This is a genomic window from Wolbachia endosymbiont (group B) of Eupithecia inturbata (assembly GCF_964030915.1).
Lineage (GTDB): Bacteria > Pseudomonadota > Alphaproteobacteria > Rickettsiales > Anaplasmataceae > Wolbachia.
Map to the genome: position 1 here is coordinate 801,609 of NZ_OZ034987.1, position 22,920 is coordinate 824,528.

At 33.2% G+C, this 22,920-nt stretch carries 18 protein-coding genes and 4 pseudogenes; 14 read left to right on the forward strand and 8 right to left on the reverse strand.

The genetic code is table 11. The features are described 5' to 3' along the window. Positions 1-8 precede the first annotated feature (8 nt). Positions 9-1,820, forward strand: coding sequence for a glutamine--fructose-6-phosphate transaminase (isomerizing) (glmS, locus tag ACQH21_RS03875; RefSeq protein ID WP_425384528.1), 1,812 nt, complete (start codon positions 9-11; stop codon positions 1,818-1,820). Positions 1,821-2,061: 241 nt separating this feature from the next. Here the strand turns inward: glmS and ACQH21_RS03880 are convergent. Further along, positions 2,062-2,238 (reverse strand): annotated as a pseudogene (locus ACQH21_RS03880) (IS481 family transposase); the annotation flags it as partial. 213 nt (positions 2,239-2,451) lie between these two features. Here ACQH21_RS03880 and ACQH21_RS03885 point away from each other — a divergent pair. Further along, on the forward strand, positions 2,452-3,201 hold the full coding sequence (locus ACQH21_RS03885; RefSeq protein WP_010407202.1) for a hypothetical protein: 750 nt from the start codon (positions 2,452-2,454) through the stop codon (positions 3,199-3,201). Positions 3,202-3,428: 227 nt separating this feature from the next. Further along, entirely contained in the window at positions 3,429-4,382 is a 954-nt protein-coding gene (locus ACQH21_RS03890; protein WP_425384529.1) for a hypothetical protein, read from the forward strand. 60 nt (positions 4,383-4,442) lie between these two features. On the opposite strand, the gene ACQH21_RS03895 is transcribed toward ACQH21_RS03890, so the two are convergent. Beyond that, positions 4,443-4,967 (reverse strand): gamma carbonic anhydrase family protein, encoded by a 525-nt coding sequence (locus tag ACQH21_RS03895; RefSeq protein ID WP_010404888.1) that lies wholly within the window; start codon positions 4,965-4,967, stop codon positions 4,443-4,445. A 116-nt stretch (positions 4,968-5,083) separates the two neighbouring features. Here ACQH21_RS03895 and secG point away from each other — a divergent pair, with 116 nt between their 5' ends. The 5 genes and pseudogenes from secG (at position 5,084) to ACQH21_RS03920 (ending at position 9,110) form a co-directional block, all read left to right on the forward strand. Next, on the forward strand, positions 5,084-5,404 hold the full coding sequence (gene secG / locus ACQH21_RS03900; RefSeq protein WP_007302593.1) for a preprotein translocase subunit SecG: 321 nt from the start codon (positions 5,084-5,086) through the stop codon (positions 5,402-5,404). Then, the gene (locus tag ACQH21_RS03905; protein ID WP_127464150.1) at positions 5,404-7,011 is read left to right on the forward strand and encodes a CTP synthase; all 1,608 of its coding nucleotides are present in this window, start codon (positions 5,404-5,406) and stop codon (positions 7,009-7,011) included. Before secG ends, ACQH21_RS03905 begins: the two co-directional genes overlap by 1 nt. A gap of 39 nt (positions 7,012-7,050) precedes the next feature. Beyond that, the gene (locus ACQH21_RS03910; protein ID WP_425384530.1) at positions 7,051-7,281 is read left to right on the forward strand and encodes a hypothetical protein; all 231 of its coding nucleotides are present in this window, start codon (positions 7,051-7,053) and stop codon (positions 7,279-7,281) included. A gap of 24 nt (positions 7,282-7,305) precedes the next feature. Then, a pseudogene (locus tag ACQH21_RS03915) lies at positions 7,306-8,536 on the forward strand (IS256 family transposase). A 166-nt stretch (positions 8,537-8,702) separates the two neighbouring features. Then, a complete protein-coding gene (locus ACQH21_RS03920; RefSeq protein WP_010404879.1) occupies positions 8,703-9,110 on the forward strand; it encodes a nucleoside deaminase in 408 nt (135 codons plus the stop codon). A 159-nt stretch (positions 9,111-9,269) separates the two neighbouring features. Here the strand turns inward: ACQH21_RS03920 and ACQH21_RS03925 are convergent. Together ACQH21_RS03925 and ACQH21_RS03930 are read right to left on the reverse strand one after the other, a co-directional pair. Further along, a pseudogene (locus tag ACQH21_RS03925) lies at positions 9,270-10,389 on the reverse strand (IS256 family transposase). Positions 10,390-10,468: 79 nt separating this feature from the next. After that, positions 10,469-10,846, reverse strand: coding sequence for a TraR/DksA family transcriptional regulator (locus tag ACQH21_RS03930; RefSeq protein WP_007302671.1), 378 nt, complete (start codon positions 10,844-10,846; stop codon positions 10,469-10,471). A 108-nt stretch (positions 10,847-10,954) separates the two neighbouring features. On the opposite strand from ACQH21_RS03930, the gene ACQH21_RS03935 reads away from it, so the two are divergent. Further along, positions 10,955-11,602: a heme exporter protein CcmB gene (locus tag ACQH21_RS03935; RefSeq protein ID WP_264686454.1), complete on the forward strand. Its 648-nt coding sequence runs from the start codon at positions 10,955-10,957 to the stop codon at positions 11,600-11,602. 75 nt (positions 11,603-11,677) lie between these two features. Then, positions 11,678-12,506 (forward strand): annotated as a pseudogene (locus ACQH21_RS03940) (IS630 family transposase). A 190-nt stretch (positions 12,507-12,696) separates the two neighbouring features. Here the strand turns inward: ACQH21_RS03940 and ACQH21_RS03945 are convergent. After that, positions 12,697-13,407: a class II aldolase/adducin family protein gene (locus ACQH21_RS03945; protein ID WP_139686912.1), complete on the reverse strand. Its 711-nt coding sequence runs from the start codon at positions 13,405-13,407 to the stop codon at positions 12,697-12,699. A gap of 235 nt (positions 13,408-13,642) precedes the next feature. On the opposite strand from ACQH21_RS03945, the gene ACQH21_RS03950 reads away from it, so the two are divergent. Then, positions 13,643-14,227, forward strand: coding sequence for a hypothetical protein (locus ACQH21_RS03950; RefSeq protein ID WP_425384531.1), 585 nt, complete (start codon positions 13,643-13,645; stop codon positions 14,225-14,227). Here the strand turns inward: ACQH21_RS03950 and tsaB are convergent. The 3 genes from tsaB to ubiG all read right to left on the reverse strand — a co-directional run bounded on the left by tsaB (position 14,197) and on the right by ubiG (position 17,206). Beyond that, positions 14,197-14,802: a tRNA (adenosine(37)-N6)-threonylcarbamoyltransferase complex dimerization subunit type 1 TsaB gene (gene tsaB / locus ACQH21_RS03955; RefSeq protein WP_007302675.1), complete on the reverse strand. Its 606-nt coding sequence runs from the start codon at positions 14,800-14,802 to the stop codon at positions 14,197-14,199. The two genes, ACQH21_RS03950 and tsaB, sit on opposite strands and share 31 nt — an antisense overlap. After that, positions 14,802-15,932, reverse strand: coding sequence for a cation:dicarboxylate symporter family transporter (locus ACQH21_RS03960; RefSeq protein ID WP_064085278.1), 1,131 nt, complete (start codon positions 15,930-15,932; stop codon positions 14,802-14,804). Before ACQH21_RS03960 ends, tsaB begins: the two co-directional genes overlap by 1 nt. Before the next feature lie 107 nt (positions 15,933-16,039). Then, the gene (gene ubiG / locus ACQH21_RS03965) at positions 16,040-17,206 is read right to left on the reverse strand and encodes a bifunctional 2-polyprenyl-6-hydroxyphenol methylase/3-demethylubiquinol 3-O-methyltransferase UbiG (RefSeq protein ID WP_064085277.1); all 1,167 of its coding nucleotides are present in this window, start codon (positions 17,204-17,206) and stop codon (positions 16,040-16,042) included. Positions 17,207-17,351: 145 nt separating this feature from the next. Between ubiG and dnaG the strand changes: the two genes are divergently transcribed. From dnaG to ACQH21_RS03980, 3 genes are all read left to right on the forward strand, one after another. After that, entirely contained in the window at positions 17,352-19,085 is a 1,734-nt protein-coding gene (gene dnaG / locus ACQH21_RS03970; RefSeq protein ID WP_425384532.1) for a DNA primase, read from the forward strand. 98 nt (positions 19,086-19,183) lie between these two features. After that, entirely contained in the window at positions 19,184-20,482 is a 1,299-nt protein-coding gene (locus ACQH21_RS03975) for a Na+/H+ antiporter NhaC family protein (protein WP_425384533.1), read from the forward strand. A gap of 135 nt (positions 20,483-20,617) precedes the next feature. Beyond that, complete coding sequence (locus ACQH21_RS03980) at positions 20,618-22,825, forward strand: TomO hydrophobic C-terminal domain-containing protein (protein WP_425384534.1); 2,208 nt, start codon at positions 20,618-20,620, stop codon at positions 22,823-22,825. Positions 22,826-22,920 lie beyond the last annotated feature (95 nt).

Genomic DNA, 22,920 nt, shown 5'->3' on the forward strand with positions numbered 1-22,920 from the left:
TTTAAGAAGTGTGTGGAATATTAGGTATAGTAAGTAGCGGTGATTCAGTAATACCAACTTTACTAACCGCGTTGCAAAAATTGGAATACAGAGGTTATGACTCTTCAGGTATAGCAATTATAAATAATAGAGGTAAGATAGAAGTAAAAAAATCAGAAGGTAAAGTTGAAAGATTGTGTGAAGTTGTTCATGAGAGCAAGATATCTAGTAGCAAAGTTGGTATAGCACATACTCGTTGGGCTACACATGGAGCTCCAAATCTTAAAAATGCTCATCCCATTTATATAAATAATGTTGTTGTTGCTCATAATGGCATAATTGAAAATTACAATATATTAAAAAAGGATCTGGAGGAAAAGGGAGTATCTTTCCACACCGATACTGATACAGAAGTGATACCAAACATATTAACTTCATATCTTGATGAAGGGTTATCACCAGTTGATTCTATATTACAGTGTCTAAACAATTTACAAGGTTCACTTGCTTTGGCTTTATTATTTGCAGAATATCCAGATACTTTATTTGTTGCAAAAAGAAATTTGCCTTTAGCAATAGGATATAACTGTAATAAAGTGTTTGCTGCTTCTGATACTAATACTTTGAATTCATTTGTAGAAAAAATATTGCATTTAGAAGATAATGATATTGCAGTAATAAAATCTAACGAATTCAGTATATATAATAATGGTATACAAGTTAAACGCAGAACAGAAAATAGCAGTCCAAGAAATTTTCTAATTAGTAAAAATGGTTACCCTAGCTTTATGCTAAAAGAAATTTTTGAGCAACCGTATGCATTAAACAAAACAATAAATCAATTTTATAAACAATATAAAGAAATCAACAAAGAATTATTTTCTGAACTAGGTTACATTACTATAGTTGGATGCGGTTCATCCTATTTTGCTGGACTAATAGCAAAGTGTTGGCTGGAAAGTATTGCTCAAATTCGGGTATATCTAGAAATCTCGTCAGAATTTAGGTATGGCAGCGTCAAGCTCGAAGAAGGTAGTATTGGCTTATTCATTTCTCAATCTGGTGAAACTGCAGATACTATGGAAGCACTACGTTATGCGAGATTGCAGAAACAAATGATCATTAGCATAATTAATACATTTAATAGCAGCATAGAAAAAGCCTCAGATATTGTATTGCATACTCTTGCTGGACCTGAGATTGGTGTTGCTTCGACAAAAACCTTTTCTACGCAGCTTGCAATTTTAGCATGCTTTGCTGTAGAGCTTGGAAAAATAAAAGGTATACTGGGTAGAGAGAGGATAAAGGAACTAAGCGGTGCTATTAATTCCATTCCCGAACATGTAGAGCATGTTTTGAATGTGATGGAAATACAACATATATCAGGCAGTATATTAGAGCACAATAATATAATTATAATTGGGAGAGGAAGCTCATATGGAGTTGCAATGGAAGGTGCATTGAAGATAAAAGAGCTTTCATATATCAACACAATTGGTATTGCAGCGGGAGAAATGAAGCACGGTTCTATCGCCTTGATAGACTCTACTGTACTTGTTATCGCAATTATTCCTTACGATAATTTATTCTTTAAAACGCTATCCAATATACAAGAGATTATTGCAAGAAAAGGTAAAGTAATTGCCTTTAGTGATAAGCAAGGAGCACCGCTCTTAAAGGGAATTTGCATAGATGTGGTGCAACTTCCAGAAGTTGACAATTTTGTTTCTCCAATTATCTACAGTGTTGCTATGCAATTTCTTGCTTATTCTATTGCAGAAAAAAAAGGGTTAGATGTAGATTGTCCGAGAAATTTAGCTAAATCTGTCACAGTTGAGTAACTTATTTAAAGTGAGTTGCTAATTAACAGCTCTAATTGTCAGTTATAAATTACTGAATTTTACTAATAAATTCATTGCTATCATTAGCCCTCTGCGAAAGAATATGTAACTAATGTAAGAATGAGAGAAGCTAAAATCCACGCCTCAAATTAACAAGATTTGCCATTATGGTTACCAGACACAACTTAATCTAGCAAGCAAGAATTAACTAACAGAAAAATTGAAAACTAATATCAGTCTCTTATGTAATGCTACTAATATTTTTCTAAAAGCAATATGTTTTCTATTCAGGAAAGTCTACATCGCCATAACAATATTTACTAGAATGAGGTCTTGTCTCATTGTAAAAACACAACCAATGATCAACGTCTATCTGAAGATCTTCTAATGAATTGTAGATTGTTTTACAAAAAAAGAGGAGTAAATGAGAGTTCAGTAACTTGATTATAGAGTTGTACTGCCTTTCCATATTTGAAGCAAGTTGTTATTCTATCTCAAACCGTAGCACAAAGTAAATATGGCAATTTACACTAAAATTTTCTGTTTATGATTTATATTATGTAAAGATACTATTTGACCTTGAGCTTTAAAGATATTATGTAATAGCATTATTTAATATGCGAGGTTTATTATGGCTAAAGTAAATGCAGGTGAAAGCGCAAGAAAGCTCAAAGAAATTAAATTTCAGCTTATGTCACCAAAAAAGTCCAAAAGTAGTCAACAAATGTCACCAAAACGGAGTCGGAATTCTGGTGAAAAGCTATGGAATGCATTAGAATCATTACAAGAAGCAAAATCAGAGTTAAAAAAAAGAAAGTTTGAAATAGAACTAAAAAAAGACACTGAAATATCAGACGAAGGAATAGAAAAAGTAGTGGAATTGGAAAGGAAAACAGAAAAAGAGATAGAAGAAATAGCAATGCCAATATCAACGTTACTACTTAAGGAAACAATAATAAAATTACAAGGAACAAAAATAATAAATTTTTTAAAAAAATTAGAAAAACAAGTAAAAGAAATGCAAGAATTATGTAAGAAACTAGAATTAAATGCTAAAATAGAAGAAGAAGATCTAAATAAGCTCGAGGACATAAAGAAAGAATCAGAAAAGTGTTGCAGAGAGTTAGTGAGCTATATGCCTAATTCAAATAATCCTAGAATGTTGTACACTGCTGTTATTGGTGTTGGTCTTGCTGTTGGGCTGGTAGCAAGTACTATACTTGAACATACAACTAGACTAAGTATGTTAGCAATAATTGGCATAGCTACATCATCTGCACTCGTAGCTGGTGGTGCTACATATGCAGCACTAAGACCTAATACTAAAATAGATGAATCAAAAGAAGTCCAAATAAAGAGTTCTCATCACTCACTTTCCTAATCACACTTTAATTCAAACTTTATCAGTTTTATTCAAGTTGCTTCTAAAAGGAGAATATCAATGGTGTTCTCCTTACTGATTTGGTTAAAATGCAGAAAACGCCTATGTCAAAATTTACACAGATGTTAAGTGCTGCCACTAATTCCCAGTTAGTACAATTTGTGTATCTTATTGACATATTTAATTTATTCTGTTACAATTTTTAGTAATTAGGTTGGGGTAAAACAATGAAGAGTTTTAAATGGCTACTTAATCAAGTCAGACTTTCATGGATTAGCTTAATATCAAAAGTAAAGAGCTTTTTTCAAACTAACGATACACATTATCAAACAACTGCTAGCAATGGAAATGATCATACAAGAAAAATAAGTGTAGAAAATACAATAGAGGCGAAAGTTAATGAAGAGGATGTATGGTATGATTCTCTGAAAGAACAAGAGCCAGGTGAAAAAGAAAGAGATCTGGATGAAGAAGAATTTTTTGATGCTATTGAAAATTTGGATGAAGAGGAAGTGAGTGCTAACATAGAAGGAAAAGAGTATGAAAAAAATAAGTACTATAGTCTACAAGATGGTCTACAAGAAAAAAATGAATTTGATCACACAACGCACACTCTTACACTTGCTTTTGAAATTGAAAAGCCATTTCCAGACTCTGACCTTAGTAAATTTAAGTTATGCGAACTTAAGCAAAATGGTGATAAATATACGTTTATCTTAGAAAATGATCAGAAAAATCGAATAGAATTACACTCTGAATATCTCAATATTTATTTTCCTAAGTATTTTGAGAAACACAGAAAAAAAGGAGCTTACACCGAACTTTTTTCTCAAGAAGAAAATAGAATTAGCAATGATATTATAATACCGCTACAAGTTCCAAAAGAAGCAAGCATACTTACCAAAGAGTGCAATTGGTTAATAAGAAAGGTTGTAGGTGAAATACCATATTATCCAGTGGGCAAATCGCTTGAATACTGCAGGAGTCGTGTAAATTTCTTTCTTAACTTAAACAATATTATGTCTTTTTCTCTAAAATCAGCAAAAGCACAATATGCAGCTATGCTATCAGGTACTCCAACAGAAACAAACTGGCCAATAAAGGATATTCTAGTCAGGGTAGTTTTATTAATCAGCATATTCCTAGAGTTGAAGAAGCTTATATTGATAAGCATTATATAGTTGAAGAAACTTTTGAAGTAGTTAACGTAGAATGTGCATCAGAGCTGAAGATTTCTCAACCTAGCATATAGCCTTATATTCTTTCATCAGCATGATATAATTTTGTGCAGATTGTGTAATATGTTTTATTTCTTCATTTGACATTTTTTTGAAGAATTGTGCTGGCCTGCCAGCCCATACTTCACCACTTTTTATCACTTTTCCATGTGTCACCAGTGAACCAGCAGCTACCATAGCTTCAGACTCGACAATCGCATGATCCATTATAACAGAGCCCATACCAATAAATGCTTTATCATGTATCGTGCATGCATGTAACACACAAAAATGTCCAACCGTCACCATACTACCAATAATCGTGTCACCGCCTGGATTTCTATCTACATGAATTACGGTCCCATCTTGAATATTCGTTTCATCACCTATTTCGATTGATCCAACATCTCCTCTGATCACACAATTAAACCAGATACTCGCATTCCTTCCTATTTCAACGTTACCTATAATACGCACACCATCTGCGATAAAAGAACTTTCATCCATTTTTGGTTCATAATCTTTGTATTTTAAAATGTGATAGCTCATAATTTAAATAAGGTTTAATACATACTTGGGTTCCAGTAGTCAAGTTACTCGGGTAAAGATATTCTTGACTTATGATCCTTATGCTCCTAAAATCTTTATTTTTAGCTCTATTTATAATGTCAGTAACAGTACTTAGTGTACTTCAAATAATATTAGTTGTTGTATTGGTAATTTTAGTGCTCCTGCAGCCACCTGGAAGTAGTTCATTAAGTGGCTTTAGTAATTCACAACAGGGAATGAATTCAATAATTCCGGTAAAGTCTTCTGAAAATCCACTCAGTAGAATAACTTCTATAGTTGCTGGGCTGTTCATTATAAATACACTGTTACTATCAGGATTATGTTCAAAAGATGTACATAAAAAATCAATTGCAGAGAAGATTATATCAGAAAAGAAGCAAGAAGGCCAATCAACTTCTGTTCCATTTGAAAATTAATGAAAGAAACCAAGTTTATCTTTGTTACAGGTGGAGTTGTTTCATCACTTGGTAAGGGTTTAGTTGCTTCAAGTGTGGGAGCACTTCTTCAAGCTCATGGATTCAATGTTCGCATCAGAAAGCTTGACCCATATCTCAACATTGATCCTGGAACAATGAGCCCAGCTCAGCACGGGGAAGTATTTGTTACTGAGGATGGTGCTGAAACTGATTTAGACCTTGGACATTACGAGCGTTTTACTAAAATTAAAGCAACCAAGGACGACAATATAACAACTGGTAAAGTATATAATAAATTATTAAAGAAGGAAAGGTGTGGTGATTATCTAGGCAAAACTGTGCAAATCATTCCTCATGTGACAGATTTAATCAAATCTTTCATTTTTAATGGTACAGAAGATTTAGATTTTGTAATATGCGAAATAGGCGGAACCGTAGGTGATATTGAAAGCCAACCGTTTTTGGAAGCTATACGCCAAGTTAATTATAAACTAGGAAAGCAAAAAGTTATCCTTATTCACTTAACTTTAATACCATATCTCACTGCAGCACAAGAATTAAAGACAAAACCGACACAGCATTCAGTTCGAGAGTTAAACTCTGCGGGGTTACAACCAGATATTATATTATGTCGCAGTGAAAAAGAAATTTCCGATAATCAAAAAGAAAAGATAGCCAATCTTTGCAATGTTTCTTTATCTAACGTAATACCTGCTCCTGATGTAAACCATATATACGAGTTACCGTCCTTGTATAATCAATGTGGGCTCGGGACACAAATTTTGGATCACTTTCACTTAAGTAAGCCAAAACCAAGCTTACCTGAATGGGACCAAATAGTACACTCTATGAGACATCCAACACAAGAAGTTATCGTTTCCATAGTAGGAAAATATACTGAATTTCCTGACGCATATAAATCACTGATTGAAGCATTAAACCATGGTGCAATTAGTAATAAAGCTAGAGTGAAGATAAATTGGGTCAACTCAAGAGAAGAGAATGGAAAATCTATAGATGCAAAGTTTATCAGAGAAAAATTACAAAGCTCTAATTCAGTCCTTGTTCCAGGAGGATTTGGTGATAACGGAATAGAAGGTAAAATATTAGCAATAAACTATGCCCGTGTAAATAACATTCCTTTTTTAGGAATATGTCTTGGTATGCAGCTTGCAGTGATTGAATTTGCTCGTAACGTTATTAAGCTTGAAGATGTACACTCTGAAGAATTTTATACTTGCAAACACCCAATCATCAAGCTCGCTGATGGTAAGAACGTTGATCTTGGTGGAACCATGAGACTTGGAACATACAAGTGTAATGTAAATCCAAATTCAAAAATGGCAAATGTGTATAGTAGTGTCACTATTTCAGAAAGACACAGACACAGATATATAGTTAATTTAGATTATAAAAATAACTTAGAAGAGAATGGAATGATATGCAGTGGTATATCAGAAGATAAAACATGCATAGAGGCAGTGGAGCTAAAAAATCACTCATGGTTTATTGGTGTGCAATTTCATCCAGAATTTCAATCAAGACCATTTTCTCCTCATCCTCTCTTTACATCATTTATTAAGGCAGCTATTGACAATAGAGTTTAATAGAACTGAATAAACTCTATTCTAATAGAGAGGTAAAAAATGTTACTAAGAAATAGTAAAGATAGCATTACATATGGATCTGCGACCTTCGAGGAATTGAATAGGCATGTAGAACAAATAATATATAAATTAGAGGAGGATCAAATTATAGAGGATATAATGGAAGAAGTAGTTGTAGCTATAAACGAACTAAAATCGGTAGAAGAAATAAAAAAATTAAAGGGGAATGTTCAAAAAAGTGTGTCAAACCGAGAAATAAAAATAAAATAGAAACAAAAAATAGAGGTTTGATATATGAGTTACAAAATAGAAAATGGAACGACTGGCCTGGTAGATTACAAAGAGCTGGAAGCAAATATACTGTCATCAATAAGGGAAGGTAAACCATTGATGGGGAGAGATGGAGCATTAACACCATTTGTAAAAAGGCTGCTGGAAGCAAGTCTAGAAGGTGAAATAGAGCATCATTTATCCAATGAAAGAGAAGAAAAGAATCGAAGAAACGGAAAGAATGGCAAAACTTTGAAGACGAGTATTTGAACTATTGACACCAAGAGATAGAGAGGGAAGTTTCGAACCACAGATAGTGAAAAAAAGGCAAACAAGCTTACATCCAGAACTTGAAACAAAGGTCTTGAACATGTTTGCAAGCGGTGTGGGATACAGGGATATAGCATCCTATGTGGAAGAAATCTATGACCATAAAATATCTGCAGCAGAGATATCTGGAATTACAGATAAATTACTGCCTATAATCAATGAATGGAGGAGTCGTCCCCTACAATCAGTATACCCGATAGTATTTATGGATGGGATGTTTTTTAAGGTCAAAGAGAATGGACATTGCATAAGTAAATGCATGTACAATATATTAGGAATAGACCAAAATGGCAGAAAAGAAGTACTGGGTTTTTACTTAGCAGAAAGTGAGGGAGCTAACTTCTGGCTAGGCGTATTAAATGACTTAAAAGAGAGAGGAGTAGAAGACATTTTGATAGCTTGTGTTGACGGTCTGAAAAGCTTCCCTACAGCTATAAATAGCGTATTTCCCAATGCTGAGGTACAGTTATGCATTGTGCACCAAATAAGAAATTCACTAAAATACGTATCCAGCAAAGATATAAAAGTTTTTATGAATGATTTGAAAAAAATATACCGTGCTACAAGTAGAGAAATCGCCGAAAATTATTTACTTGAACTGGAGGAAAAATGGGGTGAAAAATATCCTTTAGTCATAAAATCGTGGCAAAACAATTGGGAAAATTTGTCTAGTTATTTTAAGTATTCTGGCCCTGTTAGAAGGCTAATTTATACCACCAATCCAATTGAGGGGTTGCACAGACAAATCAGAAAATTTACTAAAACCAAAGGTTCATTTACCAGTACAAATGCCTTGTACAAATTGGTATATTGTGCTATAAAAAAGATAGAGCAAAAATGGGCTATGGCTTTGCCTAATTGGGCTCTAACTATATCTCAACTTGATATCTTTTTTCCTGATAGGTTAAAAATTGAGTTGAACTAAAAATTCGCTTTGACACACTTTTTTGAACATTCCCATTTAAGCGAGAAATAGATAGCCTTGTAAAAAGGACAATAGTCCTTAGTGAATTCTATAACCTAGAAAAAATAGAAAAGCCAAGAAAAGAAAATTATATTTACCCAAGCACCTAATGTTTAAGTACCAATACATGGAACTTGCCATAGAGCAAGCAAAACTTGCTCAGAAAGATGGCGAAGTGCCAATAGGTGCTGTAATAGTTAATGGAAACAATATCATCTCCTCTGCACACAATATATCTAATGATCCAACTGCACATGCAGAAATGTTAACAATTAGACAAGCATTTTCAACTTCCACGCTTTATGAAGCTGAAATGTACGTAACGTTAGAGCCGTGCCCGATGTGCGCTCAAGCTATCTCTTTTGCAAAAATTAAACGTCTGTACTTCGGGGCTTACAATCCCAAAGGTGGAGGAGTTGAAAACGGCACTAGAATATTTCAATTCTGTAACCACATACCTGAAGTTTATGGTGGAATATTAGAAACAAAATGTTCTCTTTTGTTAAAAGATTTCTTTGAGAAATTGAGAACTTAGTTTAAGATGTGTGAGATTGTTTCAATATTTTTTGAGTAAAATCTGTATTATAACTCTTTCGTATATTTGACCAATTTGCTCATGCAACGTACATAAGGGGTGTTATTACGATAACTCCGGTTGCAGGGAGTGTTAAATAAACTGTGTCAAATCGCATTTTTAGTTCAACTCGATTTTTAACCTACCAGGAAAAAAGATATCAAGTTGAGATATAGTTAGAGCCCAATCATGTATAGGCATAGTCCATTTCTCTCCTGCCTTCTTTATAGCACAATATACCTATTCATACAAGGCATTTGTGCTAGTAAATGAGCCCTTAGTTTTAGTAAATTTTCTGATCTGTCTATGTAACCCTTCAATAGGATTTGTGGTATAAATTAACTTTCTTACAGGGCCGGAATATTTAAAATAACTAGACAGATTTTCCCAATTATTCTCCCAAAACTAAAGTATATTTTTCTCCCCATTTTTCCTCTAGCTCAAGCAAATAATTCTCGGCTATTTCTCTACTTGATATGTTTTTTTCAAATCATTCATGAAAACTTTTGCTCGATACATATTTCAGTGAATTTCTTATCTGATGTACTATACATTTCTGCTTTAGGAAATACGCTATTTATAGCTGTAGGAAAGCTTTTTAACACAAGCTATCAGAATATCATCTACTCCTCTCTCCTTTAGGTCATTTAGTACTTCCAACCAGAACTTCACTTTCAGCCAAATAAAAACCCAAAACTTCTTTTCTGCCATTTTGCTAATATGTTATACATACATTTGCTTACACAATGCCCGTCCTCCTTGACCTTAAAAAACCATGAACACTATTGGATATACAGATTGCAGCGGACGACTGCGCCATTCGTTGATTACCGGTAACAATTTGTCAGTAATACTTGATATCTCTGCTGCAGATATTTTATATTTCTTCTACATGCGATGCTATATCCCATGCCACTGGCATATGTACTTAAAACCTTTGCTTCAAGTTCGGTTGTTTGCCTTTTTCTGACTACTTGTGGCTCGAAACTTCCTTCTCTATCTCTTGGTGTCAATAGTTCAAATACTTGTCCGTAAAGTCTTTGAATTTCTTCGGTTGTTTTCTTCGCTTTCAGCCGACAAATGGTTTTCTATCTCGCCTTCCCTCTAGCAGTTTTTTTATAAATGGTGTTAATGCTCCATCTCTTCCTGTCAATGGTCTTCCTTCTCGTATAGATGATAAGATATTTGTTTCTAATTCTTTATAGTCTACCAAACCGGTAGTTGTGTTTGCTTGACTCATTGTCAAACCTCCATTTTTTTATCAATTTATTACTTTACTTCTCGGTTTGACACAGTTTATTTAACACTCCCGACAAGTTCTAATCATTAATGTTATACACGTTCTTTTCTTTTTCTATTCTCTCTTGTTCTTCAATACAATACATAGCAAGCGGATTAGCTTTAAGTCTTTCGACTCCTATTTCTTCTCCCGTTCCATCGCAGTAACCATAAATGCCTAATTTTATTTTTTCCAACGCCTCCTTAATTTTTTCTTTTCTATCTTTTCGGCGCTTAATTAATTCTCCATTTTCACTATCAGAATAAATACTACTATCTTCTAGATCTTGTTTCTCCAGTTCAGAGAGTATTGATTGTAACTTTAAGCTAAAGTATTCCAGTTGTTTTACGTTCATATATTCTTCATTTTCTGAAGGAACGTAATCTTCCGGTAACTTTATTTTTATTAATTTTTCCATAGCATTATCAATAAAATATATTAAAACTTATATAACTTGTAAACACAAAAAATTATACTACCCTCAAAGTAAACACTATAATTTATAATAAACATTTAAAATCCTGGTATGATTAGTTTGGTAAAAAAATTAGTAATAAATGATAATAATCTTGCTTATATAGTATGTATTTTTATTATAATGTTAAGTTTATCTTCATATACACTTGAAAACAACAGTAAACAAGAAGTCATATTAACATTAACATGGATATGTGCTACATTTGTTTTGCAGATCTCTACAAATAATTTATTTACATCTGATTATCATGATGGAATATTAGAGCAAATCTTTTTACAGCCACTCTCTTCTAGGCTGATAGTTGCTTATAAAATCTTCGCTCACTGGTTGTTATTTGGGTTACCGATTTCAGTGATTTCTTTCATGTTCAGCTTTGCAATTCTAGGCAATAATATTGAACATTCAATAGCAGTTGGAGTGTCTTTATTATTTAATACGCTGATAATCATTAATATTTCAGCTACTGGAAATGCATTGATGATTGGTCGAAATAACTTAGCATCAGGAGTGTCGCAAATTCTTGTTTTGCCAATGATAATGCCAACTTTTGTATATTTCAAATTGCTAACTCAATTTGAAAATTTATCCTTGAATATTTATACACTACTAATCACCATCTTAGTTTTTGTCATTTTAATTGTTAACAGCACTATAACTACTCACATAGCATTAAAATTTGCTGTGGAGCAGGATTGAAAAAACTTACTAGTTATAGCCCTTCTCATAATAGTCCAAAAAGAGTAAGATGGATTGATAGTAGTGAAGGTAAGGATGCCAGTAGCAAATAGTTATGACTTAAGAAAAAAGGTAATGGAAGCATTGGATGAAGGAGAGAGTGGAGAAACTGTTGCCAAGAGATTTAAGATCGGAAAAACAACTTTATATGAGTGGAAGAAAAGACGTGAGAAAACGGGAGATTTTCAATCAAAAAAGCTTGGAAGCGTGGCATAAAATTACCGACTGGAATGCATTTGCCGAATTTGCAAATGAGCAAGGTGGCAAAACTCAGTCAGAGATGCTGGGGCAATATTAGTAGACAAACAATTCATCGAGCACTTAAAAATATAGGATTCACAAGAAAAAAAAGACCTACGGATATAAAGAAAGAAATGAAGAAAAGCGAGCTCAATTTTCAAAGGTTATAGCAACAAAAGAACCTAAAGAATTAGTGTATATAGATGAGTCTGGCATTGATAACACTGAACCTATGGTTATTGCCAGAAAGGACAGCGGTTTTATGCCCTAAAATCTGGGAAGAAAACTCAACGAATTAGCATGGTTGCAGCCTTAAGTGGAAGAAAAATAATTGCTCCGTTAACCTTTGAAGGCCACTGCAATATGGATATCTTTAATAAATGGTTTGAGCAGTTTCTGACACCGATTTTGGAACCTGGACAAACTGTTATCCTTGATAATGCTACTTTTCATAAGTCTAATAAGATTTGCTAAAGGAGTTGGTGCAGAAATTTTATATCTTCCTCCATATTCTCCAGATTTTAACAAAATTGAACATTATTGGTTTGCTATAAAAAACAGAACCAGGAAAAACATTCCTTTATTCAAATCTTTTCGTCATGCTGTCGATTCTTCTTTCTTATGACCTTTTTGGACTATTATGGGAAGGGCTATATTTACTTGTATCTGCTTAGTTAAGGGTGTTAACTTAAGTAGAGATGGAGACATTAGACTTCTTACATGAATTGAAGAGTTACAGCGTGTGAAACCATTATTGGATTTCAGACTGGCTGGTTATGCAAGAAATCTAATATCTATCGAAGAGTCAGAAACTTTTATAACTTACCTTTAATCAACCTAACCCATGCGTGCCAATCTCTCTCACCAAGATTGCTTTCGAAAGACAGAAGATCCTTTACGGCTTTTGAGCAAATTTCTTCACTTGGAATTGACAACTCCCTATTCATTGCTAGCGTCAGGCATTGAGTTTTACAAGCTTGTTCTAAGTGATACGTATAAAACATTGCTTCTTGTATAGTCTGACCACATGTTATAGATCCATGATTGCGCATTAACATCACAAAATTTTCTTTCAAATCAGCTATTAATCTTTTTCCTTCTGTATCATCAAGTGCCAGGGAATTATAATCATGGTAAGATACCTTATTATAAAAGTGCAGCGCCCACTGACTTATTGGGAGTAATCCATCCTTGAGAGAAGAAACTGCTACAATAGAAGGTGTATGTAGATGAAAAATTGCTTGAATATCTTTCCTTGCTTGATAAATGAAGCCATGGATTACATAGCCAGTTTTATTATATTGATATTCTTTGCCTTCAATTATATTCCCATCAAACGATACTTTCATCAATGAACTTTCATCTACTTCATAAAAACGTATACCAAACGGATAAACATAAAATGACTTTTTATCTTCAGAACGTACAGAGAGATGAGTATACGTATGATCATCTAATTTAAGATAAGATAAAATTTGATAGGCGTTAACTAGGTCTCTTTTCAACTCACTATTTGTTAATAACATAGCTCTTGACTAAAATTTTCTAAAGATTTATACGTAAAAAAAAGTTTATTACAAACTAAAAGGTGAACCTACGTTAAAATACTAAGCACTTTTACTTGCCTTAGGTGATTAGAGTTTACATTTCTAGATTACATAGTATTTTAACTATAAAAGCGACTTTTTATGTAATATTTCATATGTTTTAAAGCCTTGTTTTTATGTTATTATAATTGTAGGTTTTAATATTAAAAATAATATGATAAACGTTGACATAAAAAAACAGCTAACAAAATTTTTCATATATATCACTGGTCTTCCAGGAAGTGGTAAACTTTCTACAGCAATAGTATTATCTAGTATGATAAATGCAGTAATTGTAAGTGGACTTGAATATAATCAAACTTCCAAAGAAGCTCGAGATAGAATATATAACACTACACATGTTATGTTTCAGGCAATAGAAGCCTATCCTATTGACTCAAAAAATTATATATTTGTTGATGAATTAATTAAAAATAATGATTACAACATAAGAATATATAACTCAGTAGTAGAACTTATTAAAAAAATGAGCACAAAAATCCTCCCTATAGTACTTAGGTGCAATCCATTGATATTACAAGAGCGTACTATATCAAAAAAGCAAAGAAAAAATAGGAAGGTTACTAATATAAATAGTATTAAATTTAGGGAGGAAGATTTATTTGTACCACAAAATGCTATAGAGGTAGAAAATTCAAATATGAGTATAAAAGAAGTAGCAGAAGAAATAGTAAGTCAGATGTACAAACTTGGCCAAATTAATAGTGTTTACGCAATAGGCAACGATTTCATATACTGAGGCTCATTTAAATATAGAGCCTCAACTCCATTTAATTTTTGTTTATTTTTTAGTCTATAACGGACTAATAGCCCTGCATGGCTAGCATCCAACTTTGGTAAACTGCAATCCATATATGTAATGCAGTGCGTTTCAGGCTGGAGTTCACTTACTACAGCAGGATTTGATAGCGGTAACAAATTGAAATCAAATAACTGCGTATAAAACTTTTGATCATCTTCGATTATAGCTTTAATATTTTTTTTGCTATTTGTACAAAGTAGCGATATTGCATATGCTTGAGCTTCCAGGGCACTAACCCCATATAACGGCTTATTTGTAGCAAGATTTATACCTTGTGCAGTTGATATACCAACTCTGATTCCAGTAAAACTTCCTGGTCCAACTATCACTGCTAAATGGTCTATTTTATCGTAGCTGTAATTATGCTTATCAAACAAAGTATTCAGTATTTGAAAAAATGATTCTGCATGGCTATTGTTTGCAGAATTGCGTTCTACAAAACAATTACCATCGTAATCAATTACTGCTATTGAACTACCAGCACCTACAGTATTAATTGCTAGAATGGACATCACTTAAGCTTATCATAGAGCTTTGTAAACATCATAGTGAACGCACCGTTACCCATAACATTTGCTGAAGTTATTATTGGGTCAAACACTATATACAATGCTGTAATTAATGAAAGCATCTCTGGAGAGAATTTAAGATACTTCTCAAGAACAGGCAACATTACCATAATTCCTCCCGCTGGAACTGCAACAATAGCAAATTTAAATAACAGAAAGTAGAGAAGGAAAGTCACATAGTCTGTTGCAGACAATGCACCACCAAAAGTCATTATCATTGATAGTATTATAATAAAAAAGCAATCACCTACTAAATGAAAGCTAGCAGTTATTGGCACAACAGACGATGCTATATCATGCTGCTTTACATTTTTTTTGCTTCCTTCAAGAGTAAGCGGCATAGCTGCATTACTAGACATTGTGCTCATTGCAGTAATAAATGCTGGTATCATATTACCTATACTAGCTATCCAGCTTGTGATCTTGAACGAATTTGCTGCTCCATATAAGAGAAAAACATAAAGGTAAGTTGAAGATGATATAATAATAAAAATTATTGAGTAATCCTTAAATATTATGGGTAAAACCTGATCATGTTCCATTTTTAAAGCAAGACCAAGTACAAACATTGGAATAATTGGCGTCAAAAATGTCTTCAAAATAAAGAGAGTTAAATCTAACATTTTGTTCGAGAGCTCTTTGCTTTTTTTTGGTAATATTGTGGACACTAATATGCTTAATACAAATCCACAAGCAAGGGCATAAAAATTAGAAAGCAATGCAGGTATCCTAAATGACCATAAAGGAACAATTGTTTCTTCATATGTTATATCTTGTATTGAATAAGTGTTTTGTGTGATGAAATGCCCAACAGAATAAGCTATTAAACTTGAAGCTAGATTCGACAAGAAAATCGTTATAATAAGTAACAATATAAACTTTATAGCCGACTGCTTAAGATTGTTAACACTACTAAAGATTAATGCAAAAACAATAAAAGGCATTATAAATAGTAAGATCTCTTTTATACTAAGGCTTATTGAATACAAGAAGGTTTTCACTTCCATTGGAACTAGATGACCAAAAAATACAACCGAAGTGATAACAGCAAGTAAGGTTAGTAATTGTAACATATTCTAATATAGCGATATCCTATGGAAATACATATGATAAATTAGCTGCTAAGTAAAGTAAAACTGCCTAAAATATTTGCATTACCTTCTAGTACTTGAATGAGATTTCAAATTACAACGTTTCCACAAAGTATATAATTAACATCCACACCTTTGGTCAAGTTCCATTCACGCTTTATTACATTATATTCCATACCAGTCATATCTTGTAGTGTTACATTGTTTTCCCTTAGATGATTTGCAATTTCTGATGGCTTGAGAAATTTATTCCAATTATGTGTGCCTTTTGGCAGCCAGTTTAATATGTACTCTGCGCCGACTATTGCAAGACAGAAGGATTTAATAGTTCTATTTATCGTCGATATAAAAATTAGCCCTTCTGGCTTCAACAGCTCTATTGCTTTTTTCATGAAAAACTCTAAATTATCGACATGTTCAACCACTTCCATCAACAAAACCACGTCATACTTCTTGTCATTGCTTAGCTCTTCAATGCTAGTGTGTGTGTATTCTATATTTAACCCTACTTTCTTCGCATGCGACTGTGCCACTTTTATGTTTTCCTCACATACATCTATTCCCGCAACGCTAATACCAATACGCGCCATTGACTCTGACAAAATGCCACCACCACAACCAACATCGAGCAATGATAGTTCTTTTAAATCGCATTTTTTTAATTCTTTTATTTTCTCAACTATGTATGATACTCTCACAGGATTCATCATGTGCAATGGCTTGAACTTGCCATTCTCATCCCACCATTCACCTGCTATTTTAGCGAATTTTGATATTTCATCTTCATTATAAGTTTTTGTGGTTTTTTTCTTGCTAATATTGCTAAGTTTATCAAGGCGTTCTTTATGTCTACTTTCTTTTGAAAATTCTGTTTCGAGGAATTGTTTGACTATGTCTTTTGCTAATCCACTCGCAGTAAACCCTGCACCAAGACACAGTATATTCGCGTTGCCATGCTCGCGAGCTAATTTTGCGATCTCAACACTATTACATAAAGCAGCGTAGATTCCTTCAAAACGATTTGCCACAGTACTCATGCCCAAACCTGTACCGCAAATTAATATTCCATAATTTGCTTTTTTGTTTGTTATATCTTCTACAACTTCAGCAGCATAGTCAGGGTAGTCTACACTCTTTTGTTCAGCAGTGCAGCCACGGTCTATCACTGTATAATCTAAAGTTTCCAAGTAAGCCTTTATTTCTGATTTTAGTTCATAACCTGCGTGGTCTGAAGCAACTGATATCACATCTGACATATAAGAAATTGCAACTTAAGGGTATTTATATGGGTAATTTATTTTGAGCTTTTTGTCAAGCTCTCCTGATCTTTCTGAATAAATTTCGAGTCAGATATGCATAAATTCTATATAATTTTTATCCTACCACTACTCATTCGGTAAAATGGATCATATAGATATTATAAAGTCAAAATTATTGTTGTCCGACATAGTAGGAAAAAAAGTTAGGTTAATAAAAAGAGGAGATAGTTTTGTTGGACTCTGCCCATTTCATAACGAAAAAACTCCATCTTTTTCGGTCAGCAATGTTAAGGGCTTATATTACTGTTTCGGTTGCTCAGCTCATGGTGATGCGTTTGAATTTATTTCACAAACTGAGGGCTTAAGTTTTAAGGAAGCGTTGGAAAAATTGGCATCTGTTGCAGGTGTTGAGTTACCCAAAAACCTCAGCTTTGCTAAAGAAAATGACAAACTGTTTTCAGCACTGAATTTAGCTGCAAGTTGGTTCGCGCAGAAAAATCGAGGTGTTATGGCTTATTTAAGGCAGCGCAAGATCTCACTCAAAATCATAGATAAATTTAAGATAGGTTATGCACCAAGTTCTGGCTTGAAGGAATATTTGAACTCCTCTGGTATTAAAGACGAGATTTTGATCGATGTTGGGTTAATAAATAAGAATTCTCGTGATTATTTCTATGATCGGCTGATATTTCCTATACACAACATCACGGGCAAAGTTATTGGTTTTGGCGGACGTGCGCTGAACTCTGAGCAACAGCCGAAGTATCTAAACAGCCCAGAGAGTCAGCTCTTTAAGAAAAGAGAAAATTTATATGGATTAAACTTTGCTTTGAGTGAAATACGCAAAAAACAGCATCTATTTGTTGTTGAAGGATATATGGATGTAATAGCACTACATCAAGCGGGAATTACCAATACAGTTGCTCCGCTTGGTACCGCAATTTCTGCAGAGCAGATAAAAAATCTTTGGAAATTTGCTAAAGAAATTTCTATCTGTATGGATGGCGATAGTCCTGGATGTCATGCTGCTATTCGAATTGCAGAACTTGTTCTGCCGATACTGGAGCCTGGATACACATTGAAGTTCGTGACTTTGCCAAGCAACAAGGACCCATACGATATATGCAATGAACTAGAATATAAGACGGAAGATGTACTATCCGCTTTTAACCGCTCAACAGAACTGCACTCTGAATATTTATGGCATCACATAATTGGTAGCAATTTGCAAAATTATGAAAAATTTGCTCCGGAAAAATATTCAATTCTTGAGCACAAGTTCATGAAATATGTCAATGCTATCGGTAACAGCAGTATTAGAAGGTATTATAGAGATTATTTTTACAATAAGGTCAGTGAATTAAGAAGAAACTTTAAAAAGCTGATTTTTAATAGCAAAGCAACAAAAGGTGAGTATCTTTACAATAAATCTCCAGAGCTAATTGAAGCAGAGCAAAATCAGGCCATAATTTTGCGTATAGCCGTAGAATTTCCTGAAATCTTGAACCGTCCTATATTTTTTGAGCAATTTTCTCATTTCGAATTTACTAATGAGATGAAAAAATTACAACAGTGCGTAATTAATATGGTAACTAATGAGAGCAACTTTAATAAAGAAATTCTGCTACAGGAGTCTAGTGTTATAAAGTTTATATTTGAAAAAACTAGCGTACTAAATAGTCAATTAAGTGAGAAGAGATCGGCAGAAACTGTCTGGAATAACATAGTATTACGGAAAGAATTAAATGTATTACAAGAAGAAAAAATTAAAGCAAGGCTGGGCGGTAATTTTGACTTAGAGGAAAGGCTAATAGAACAAATAAAGCAAATAGAGGATAGTATACAAGAAATGCAAATGGAATTTATTCAAAAGTAGATGGCTTAAGATGTTCAAAATTATTAGAAAAACACTGTATTAGTAGTTGCTTAAAATAGCTTATTCTAGTATATTTCTGGTTTGTTCAACTACGATAAGTGTTTTCATTTCTTCCTCTCATTATCTTTCTAGCTTTATACCTTGGAAGTGGTATTTATTTTTCTTTTATCGGACTTGGCAATCCTCTTCATCAAATTTCACCGTTAGTTTGCTTATTACCAGCATTATTTTTTGCTGTTCTATTAAATAAAAACAAAATTCAGCATAGTATTGATACACTTATAAAAGGTATGGGTAATAAAACTACTCTTACCGTGTGTTTGATTTTTCTATTGGCTGGAGCATTTTCTACTATTACTGAATCGCTTGGTAGTATAAATGTTATTACTAACTTAACTATTCGCTTTCTTCCAGCACAATTATTACTTCCTGGAATGTTTTTACTTTCTACTTTTATTTCAAGTGCAATCGGCACATCAATCGGAGTTATTGCACTTATAACACCAATAGCTGTGAATCTAGCACAAAATGGAGCTTTTGATTGTGCGGTGGGCGTTGGAGCTGTGATAGGTGGGTCTATGTTTGGCAGCAACCTTTCAATGATATCTGACACTACTATTGCTGCTACTTCTTCACAAGGAGCTTCAGTAAAGGATAAAATAAAACTCACTTTCAAGACAGGATCTGTTACAGGTCTTATAATACTTATTTATCTAGTAATAATTTCAAATAGTACAGAAGTTGTTTCTATCTCAAGTCTGAATTATTTATCCATAGTCAAAATTATCCCTTATATATCTTTAATAATTATGGGTTTATTTGAAATAAACACTCTGGTAACATTAGCTATTAATATGGTTATTGCTGGGATATTAGGAATAGCTTTTTTTGATTATTCTCTTATTGAATATTCTCGTGACATATATAGGGGTTTTTATAAGATGAATGAAGTAATGATATTTATTCTCTTCAGTAGTGGATTAAGCCACTTAATGTACGAATACAGTCAGAAAAAGATAGATAAATTCACCGATGAGGTGAATCTCACAAGAAGTCAAGCTGAACTTATGATTGCAGGAATATCATCTCTGTTTACTATTTTAGTTTCCAGCAATGTTGTTGCTATTTTATTAACTAGTAATATTGCTAAAAGGCTTGCGCAAAGATATAACATTGCACCACACCGTAGTGCGTACTTATTAGAGATATTTACTTCTATCACAAAAAGTATCTTACCTTATGGTTCTCACGTATTACTAGCAAGCAGCATTGCCTCTCTGTCACCTATCATCGTACTAACAAAAGTATATTATTGTTTTGTTTTTGCAGCAGTTGCGATAGGTGAAATAGTTATTAACGGCAGACGTCGTGCGGTTGTAGCTCCTCAATTACCATAAATAACTCTTTAAATTTTCACTCAATTTGTTGATAAATATTATAATATTTGCTAAAATACTTATATAGTACCAATTCTTTTAAAGACATAGTATTACTAATGTTATAAAAAATGTATCAAAATAGTGGAGAAACAAATGCCTGATTATTATGAAATATTAGGAGTAAAAAGAGATGCTACTCATGGTGAGATAAAAAAAGCATATTACAAATTGGCACGTGAGTTTCATACAGATAAATTGCATAAGGAAGTAAAAGCTTTAGATAAGCTAGAACGAGAAAAGAAGAACAGAACGCTACTACAATCGGAAGAAAATGAACGAGCTCAACTTAAAGAGAAATTGACAAAATTCAAGGAAATATCAGCAGCATACACAGTGTTATCTGACCAAACAAAAAAAAGCCAGTACGATAGAGGAGAGGATCCTAATCAACAAACTTTTGAGACGGAACCTACATGGGAAGAGGAGAGTGACTTTTATAAAAAGATAAGTAAAATACTCAAAGACATGTCTGACTTGCACGAATCTACATCTGAAATCAATGTAATATTAAGGCAATCTAGAATTCTTGACGAAATAACTGATACGTATCATCAGAAAGTAAAAGAGATTAAAAAGCAAAAAAACGGAATAGATAAAACTGAAGAGATTAATGAATTAGAAAAAAGACTATCCTATTTCTCGACTTGTATTAAGTTGGCCAAAGAGATCAAGTCAGGCAACTTTAAATATTGTAGCTCTATAATGAAAGAAGCTATAATTGCTACTGATGACATTACATCTCTAGCACAAATTGCTGTTGCGTATGATCATGTAGAAATTTTTAAGCTCTTAGATGGAGAAGGAACCAAAGTATCACTAAATTCTTATTTGGGTATTACTGCTAAATGTTGCTCTGAAAAGATTTTAGATTTCCTTTTTAATAAATACATTAATGAAATGGATGTCAGGTATAAAGATGAAGAAGGAAAAACAGCTTTACATCATGCATTAAAATGGCTTGATAGGAATGAATCGAAATACCAAATTCTTGTCGAGTCACTTCTTAGCAACGGTGCAAGGCTCGATGTTAAAAGTGACAAAGGTGAAACTCCATTTGATCTCTTACTTAACTATGCTGAGAAATCTTTCTGTCCTCAAGCACAAATAAAAAGATTGAATAATGTTTCAGCGTTGCTTAGTTGTTGTAAAATTGATGAGCTGAAGAAACTACAAGGTACTTCTGCATTGAATAAGCTGGTCAAACTTGCTGCTAGTAAGCATCACAAAGAAATTTTTAATCTCTTGACCAAAAATAACATACATATTGCATATTTAGGTGATGAAGACGGTAACACAGCCTTACATTGTATATTAAAAAGTATTCATTATAAAGATTATGAATGGACAAATTTTGCCAAATTCCTTCTTAGTAAAGGTGCAAGGCTTGGTGTTAAAAATCGTGAAGGTGAAACTCCATTTGATCTCTTGGTTGACTATGTCAGAATGCATTTTTATGATAGGCATAGTTCTGAGAGAAATGCTGATGGAACTTATGACTTTATTTGTCGTGACTCACGTAGTCCACTGCAACGGCTAGATTTAGTTGTGAGGTTACTTAGCGAACATAAAGATAAACTGGAAGATCTAAATGGTACTAGTAAGTTAGGTACATTAGTAAATATTGTTGTTGATTGTAATCATAAAGGAGCTCTAGATCTTCTGCTAGAAAGTAACATAAAAATTTCAAGTATTACTTTAGAAAATATCGTTACAAGCAATTGCAATAAAAAGATTTTTGATTGCTTTTTACATAAAAATAAAATTGACTATCAAGATGAAAGTGGGGATACAGCTCTACATCATGCTTTAAGAAAGTTGCACTCCGATAAGTCAATGCTTTGCAAAGTTGAATCACTTGTGAGTGCAGGTGCGAGATTTTATGTTAAAAATGACCAAGGTGAAACTCCGTTTGATCTCTTGGTTGAATATGTTGAGAAGGGGTTTTATGGTCAAGCGTCAAGGTTAAGTTATGCTTGGAAGTTGCTTAACAAATGTGAAAATAAAGATGTACTAAGAGAGCTAAAATATAAAGATGGTACTACTGCATTAGATAAACTAAATGAGCTTCGTATTAAGTGTCGTAATACTTCTATCATAGTTGCTTCTACGTTAGCAGTAGTAGGAGTTGCTTTAGAAGTAGCTATTGCAGTTTACTCAGGAATGTTAGCGTTAGGGATAGGAATTGGAGTTTGTTGTCTTGTTGTTGCTGCAATCATATACCATTGTAATAGTCCTGCAAATTTATTGAAAGATAGCAATGCTGAAGTTGCAATTAATCAAATGGCATTAGTAAAATTATAACTTAAGATCAGAAGAAATGGCAGATCAAGTTTAATAATGTTAATTCAGTAATATATTTAGTAAAATCTAAAACTAAGAAAATTCTATACTTGCAA